The sequence below is a fragment of the Halorubrum sp. AJ67 genome (genome assembly GCF_000513435.1).
The window spans coordinates 77,327-83,117 of sequence record NZ_CBVY010000002.1; the positions used below are offsets into that span (position 1 = coordinate 77,327).

A 5,791-nucleotide genomic window follows, 5' to 3' on the forward strand; every position below is an offset into this window, starting at 1 on the left:
GTGCGGCTGATCGGTCGTCCCGTGGCGCGCCGCGTGTCGCGACAGAGCGTCGCGCAGACGATCGTCCGCGGCGTCCGGGTGGCGACGATCGGGGGTCGCGCTGTTCGCCGGACTCGACGCCATCGACTTCCCGTTCGGGAACCTCCTCTTAGGGACCGCGGTGTTCACCGCCGCCATCGGTATCATTCTCGCGCCGCTGGTGGGGAACTTCATCAACGGCGTGTTCATCCTCGCGGACCAGCCGTTCGAGATCGGCGACATGATCGAGTTAGAGGACGGGACGACCGGGTTCGTCGAGGACATCACGATCCGATACACGAAGATATTCACCCTCGATAACACCTTCCTCGTCGTGCCGAACGGGACGATGCGCGAGCGCGACGTGACCAACTTCTCCGCGGAGGACGAGCGCACCCGGCGGGCGATCGACGTGCTCGTCACCTACGAGAGCGACATCCCGGAGGCCCGCCGTCGCATCGAGCGCGCGGCGCGCGACTGTGAGGCCGTCATCGACGGCGGCCCCGACATCCGCATCGGCGTGGCCCGGTACATGGCGGGTCCCGACTGCCGGCTCCACGAGTTCGGCGACAACGGGATCTTACTCCGGCTCCGGTACTGGGTGAAAAAGCCGTACAAGCTGGCGAAGGTCCAGTCGGACGTGAACACCGAGATCCGCGAGCGGCTCGGGGATCCGGAGGCGGATGTCACGATGGCGTACCCGCACCGCCACCTCGTCTTCGACGACACCTCGGGCGTCGCGCGCGTCGACGCCGCCGCCGACTCGGCCGCGGTCCGTGCGTCGGATCCGTCCACAGTCCGCGAGTCAGACTCTCCCGGCGACGCGTCCTCCGTTCCGGACGCCGCCGGCGACGTTCCGGATTCCGCCGGCTCCGCGTTTGAACGCGACGAACGGCCCGCAGACGACTCGGGACGGTAACCGAATCGGAAGTCTGATAGAGCGCGCCCGGCGTTTATCAGGCAGTGAGCGACGAGCCTCCGGTCGATCCGGGCGACCCCTCCGACGCGCCGGACGACCCCGCTACCGCCCCGGATGAACACGCCGACGCCGACGAGTCCGACCAGCCCGATGAGCGCGGCGACGACTCGCCGGACGGGTCGGACGCTCCCCTCGACGACGACTCGATCACCGAGGGGAGTCTCCTCCGCCCGCTGTTCCGGCTAGCGTGGCCGATCGTCGTCATCCAACTGTTACAGGTGACGTACAACATCGTCGACACCCTCTACCTCGGCCGGCTCTCGGCGGAGGCCGTCGGCGCGATCAGCCTCGCGTTCCCCCTCATCTTCCTTCTGATCGCGGTCGCCGGCGGGTTCACGACCGCGGGCGCGATCCTCGTCGCGCAGTACACCGGTGCCGACGGCGACGGCTCGGCGGGACTCGTCGCGGGACAGACCATCTTCACCGTCATGGTACTGTCCGTGTTCATCGGTATCGGCGGCTACTTCTACACTCGCCCGGCCCTCGAACTCCTCCCGAGCGACGCGGACACCGCGGCGACGGTGATCCCGCTCGCGGCCGACTACATGGAGGTGATCTTCGCCGGCATTCCGCTGATGTTCGGCTTCTTCGTCTTCTCGGCGCTGATGCGCGGCTACGGCGACACCCGGACGCCGATGGCGGTCATGTTCATTTCCGTCCTCCTGAACGTCCTGCTGGACCCGTTCTTCATCTTCGGCTTCGACGGGAATCCGCTGTTCGGGTGGCTCGCGGGCGTCCCCGGTCTCGCCGCGCTCGACCCGGTCGGGCTGGAGGCGACCCTGGTCTCGGCGACGGGGATCACCGGACTCGGGATCAGGGGCGCTGCGCTCGCGACGATCCTCTCTCGCGGCGTCGCGACCGCCATCGGGCTCTGGGTCCTGTTCGGGACCGACTACGGGCCCGACGTGACGCTCGGCCACCTCGCGCCCGACCTCGATTTCATCCGCGACATCTTCCGGCTCGGGCTCCCCTCCAGCGTCGAGCAGACGACGAGCGCGCTCGCGATGATCACGCTCACGGCGATGATCGTCACGTTCTCGCCGCCCGTCGTCGCCGCCTACGGGCTGGGCAACCGCCTCATCTCGCTCGTGTTCCTGCCCGCGATGGGACTGGGGCGCGCAATCGACACGATGGTCGGACAGAACCTCGGCGCGAACCGCGCCGACCGCGCGGCCAAGGCGGTGAAGTTCGCCGCGACGACCGGCGCGGGCGTGATGTTCCTCGTCGCGGTCGTCGCCGTCGCGTTCACCGAACCGATCGTCGGGGCGTTCCTCGGCGACGTGCCGGACGCGCCCGCGACGATCGAGTACGCGGTCGAGTACGTCCGGATCCGCTCGGTCGAGTTCGCCTTCATCGGCGTCTCACAGGTGATCCTCGGCGCGTTCCGCGGCGCGGGCAACACGAAGACCGCGATGATCATTTCGATCCTCACCCTCTGGGTGGGCCGGGTCGCCAGCGTGGCGTACCTCGTCTTCGTGGCCGGATGGGGCGAGACCGGCGTTTGGGTCGGCATGGCGCTCGGGAACGTCCTCGGCGCGGTCGTCGGCGTCGCATGGTTCGCGCGGGGCACGTGGACCGAGCGGTACATCGACGACCCCGACCCCGGCGTCGACCCCGTGGGCGACGACTGACGCCCGGATTCGTCGAGATCAGCGGTAAGTGGTGTATTTCGGCTCGATCGCACTCAGGACAGTGTACGGAAAGAAGGAACTGGTGGGTGGCCGACACAACAAATAAATTCACGTCCACACTAATTTTAATCAGAAATTGAGAATCGAGAAATGACTACGGAAGCCTCACTTCGGGAACGTCTCTTCGGTTGTGCCGTCGGTGTCGAATACTCGTGGCGACAGCGGTATCTAGATACTACATTTGAGGCCTTCGACAACCGTATTATCGAACGAATAGAAGAACGCGAATCAGTACGAGTCGGAGAGTACACGAACACGTTAATAGAACTGTGCGAGAACGCGATAGAGGCGAATTTTAGGCTCACAATTGAAAAAGAGAGTGCAGAGATACTGGAGGAACGAGATGTATTCGACCAGTATATCCCGTTCAGCGAGGTCAATGACGACACACATACACGAGAACAGGCAATGATAATGAAGGCACTCGACGAATGTGAACCAGTCTACTCCTGGCTTCTGAAAATTGAGACAGACCCACACCTCAGGTATCGGTGGGGACGCTACCGGACCATGGTAAACCTCTGCCAGTATCTCACCAGCATAGTTGAAGAGTGGTGTTTCGACGAGCTAGATCGGAGTGGCCGCAGAACCTCGGGATCAGTTCTCCTGTTCGGACCTATCTGATCGTAGGTCTGGTCTCTTTCAGGTTTACATCAGTGGCCTAATTTCCAACGTGCTACTACCTCGTGTGTAATCCCCGCTGAGACATTCATTTTCATATTCTGCTGAAACCCTCTCCTTCTGATCGATTCTTGTTTGGCCTGCTGAAATCCTTCGTATATTATGAGTTCTGGCTTGGTGCCAGTCACGACGTACCCTAGCCGGCCAACCGTTTCGACGAGAGGGAGTCTGAAGGAGGGAATTCACGGACTCGACGTACCGTAGCCCGATCACCTGTGTGCTCAGTGCCTGAACAGGTACACCGCGTCGCCGCCGCGCAGCAGACAGAACCGCGCGCCGTCGTTCTCAGGGAACGTCGTTCCCGGCTGCTCGGTGACGAACAGCCGCGAGAAGGCGTCGTCGCACACCGGGCAGTCCATCTCCTCGCGATTCTCCCAGAGGCTCGTCGCGCCCGCGTCGCGGAGCTGTTTCAGCTCGTGGCGGTGGTCGTGAACGTCGAACTCGGTCATGGACGAGCGTTCGGCGGGAGGGTGTTGAACGTGTCCTCGCGAGTCTCAGTTCGGAGAACGGGCCTCGGCCGAGACCGCCGAGAGAGCGAGCGCGGTCACCCGTCGAGCCGCATCGGCTGCGCCTCCCCGTAGGTGAGGGTCCGCCAGACCCACTCGACGGGACCGAACCGGAAGTACCGCAGCCACAGCACCGACAGCGGTATCTGGACCGCCCAGATCGCGGCGACGATCCCGTACTGCTCGACGCGGGTGACGGAGCCGAACAGGCCGAGGCCGTGGCCGTAGAAGATCGTGGTGGCGATCAGGGTCTGGAGCAGGTAGTTCGTGAACGCGGTCCGACCGACGGCGGCGAGGGCCGTGGTCAAGATCCCCTCGCCGCGCCACCTGACGAACAGGGTGACGGCCCCGACGTAGCCCCCGGCGACGAGCAGACTCCCGACGTAGTTGAACTGCCGCCAGAACAGCGCCGCGCCGGCGCTCCAGTCGTTGGCCTCGATGTACGCGACGCCCGCGACGACGATGCCGACGCCGACGACGCCGCCCGCGACGAGCCGGCGGTAGAACGCAGTCGAGCGCTCGCCGGTCAGCACGCCCCACCGGTACAGCGCCATCCCGAGCAGCATGATGCCGCCGACCCGCCAGAAGTTCTGGCCGATGAACCCGGTGGTCTGTCGCTGGAACGACGAGCCGACGCGGTGGCTCATCTGTTCGAGCCAGCCGCCGCGGTAGGTCGCCACCTGCTGGCGCAGCGCGGCCTCGGAGGGCAGCCACTGGCCGGCGATCGCGTCGCCCCCGATCGACACCGCGGCGAACAGTTCGACCGCCGGGAGGAAAAGCAGGAACACCCCACTCAGTCCGGCGAGCTGTCGGGCGTCGAGGTCGCGGACGAAAAGCAGGAAGATCCCGGTGAGCCCGTACGCGACGAGGATGTCGCCGTACCACAGCAGGTACGCGTGGAGCAGGCCGACCCCGATCAGCACCGCGGTCCGGCGGAGGTGGAGGCGGACGGCGTCTTGCCCCTTCTCCTCTTTGCTCTCGATGAACAGCAGAACCCCCGCGCCGAACAGCGCCGAGAATATCGTGATGAACTTCGACTGCGCAAACACGTGTCCGGCGAACCACGCCCAGTAGTTCGCCCCGGAGAGGTCACCGTAGACGGCGGCGTCGGCGTACACGTTGGGGTTCAGCAGCGTCTGCTCGGGCATCGAGAACACCCAGACGTTGATGAGGAGGATGCCGAGCAGCGCGAACCCCCGGAGCGCGTCGAGGCTGGTGATCCGTTCGGAGGGCGGCGTCGGGCCTGGATCGCGAGTCACGAGTTGGCTGTCAGATTCGTTCCCAGCACCGAATAGGTTCCCATCGCGGACGGGACGGGCCGAGACGCCCCCCGGAAGGCGACGCCGCGGCCGGGGCGGCTCCGCGCCTCAGAAGAGTCCAGACTCCTCGGACTGCGGGACGTCTCCGAGCGCACCGACGGCGTCGATGGTGTTGGCGGTGACGTACACCGCGCCGTCGACGAGCACAGGCGGCGTCGTGAACGTCACGTCGAACCCGTCGATGTGATAATACCAGCGCACGTCCCCGGTGTCGCGGTCGAACGCGGCGACCGTGGGCCAAGCGACCTCCAGGTCGAACTTCTCGTACTTGACCGGAGCGACGACGGTCTCCCGACCGACGCAGAGCCCCTCCTGACAGCCCTCGGCGTCGAGACGCCACTCTTCGGTCCCGTCCGCAACTGCGACCGCGGAGAGGTGCTCGTCGGTCAGCCAGTACGCGGTCCCGTCGGCGACCGCGACGCCGTGGGCCTCGCCGCCGTACTCGTCGAGTACTCGGATTCGGTCTCCGGTGTCGGGGTCCCGGACCGCGAGGTCGCCGTCGGCGGCGACGAGGAGTCCCGCGGCGGTCGCGCTGGGCCCGAGCGCGACGCTCCCGACGCTCCGACGCCACACTTCGCTTCCGTCCGCGATATCGAG

General features: G+C 65.7%; 5 protein-coding genes and 1 pseudogene. 3 read left to right on the forward strand and 3 right to left on the reverse strand.

Translation table 11 applies throughout. The features are described from left to right. The 3 genes and pseudogenes from BN903_RS02480 to BN903_RS02490 all read left to right on the forward strand — a co-directional run. Positions 1-937, forward strand: a pseudogene (locus tag BN903_RS02480) (mechanosensitive ion channel family protein); the annotation flags it as partial. Positions 938-981: 44 nt separating this feature from the next. Continuing rightward, the gene (locus tag BN903_RS02485) at positions 982-2,628 is read left to right on the forward strand and encodes an MATE family efflux transporter (protein ID WP_048076234.1); all 1,647 of its coding nucleotides are present in this window, start codon (positions 982-984) and stop codon (positions 2,626-2,628) included. Positions 2,629-2,778: 150 nt separating this feature from the next. Continuing rightward, positions 2,779-3,312 (forward strand): hypothetical protein, encoded by a 534-nt coding sequence (locus BN903_RS02490; RefSeq protein ID WP_048076235.1) that lies wholly within the window; start codon positions 2,779-2,781, stop codon positions 3,310-3,312. Between the two features lie 278 nt (positions 3,313-3,590). Here the strand turns inward: BN903_RS02490 and BN903_RS02495 are convergent, their stop codons facing one another. The 3 genes from BN903_RS02495 to BN903_RS02505 form a co-directional block, all read right to left on the reverse strand. Continuing rightward, positions 3,591-3,818 (reverse strand): hypothetical protein, encoded by a 228-nt coding sequence (locus BN903_RS02495; RefSeq protein ID WP_048076236.1) that lies wholly within the window; start codon positions 3,816-3,818, stop codon positions 3,591-3,593. Positions 3,819-3,913: 95 nt separating this feature from the next. Then, complete coding sequence (locus BN903_RS02500; RefSeq protein WP_048076237.1) at positions 3,914-5,134, reverse strand: DUF418 domain-containing protein; 1,221 nt, start codon at positions 5,132-5,134, stop codon at positions 3,914-3,916. A gap of 108 nt (positions 5,135-5,242) precedes the next feature. Continuing rightward, positions 5,243-5,791: PQQ-binding-like beta-propeller repeat protein (locus tag BN903_RS02505; protein WP_048076238.1), on the reverse strand; the 549-nt coding region annotated here is incomplete at its 5' end.

Coding starts and splice junctions, on each gene's coding strand:
- BN903_RS02490 (WP_048076235.1), top strand. CDS start 2,779: ATGACTACGGAAGCCTCACTTCGGGAACGTCTCTTCGGTTGTGCCGTC.
- BN903_RS02495 (WP_048076236.1), bottom strand. CDS start 3,818: ATGACCGAGTTCGACGTTCACGACCACCGCCACGAGCTGAAACAGCTC.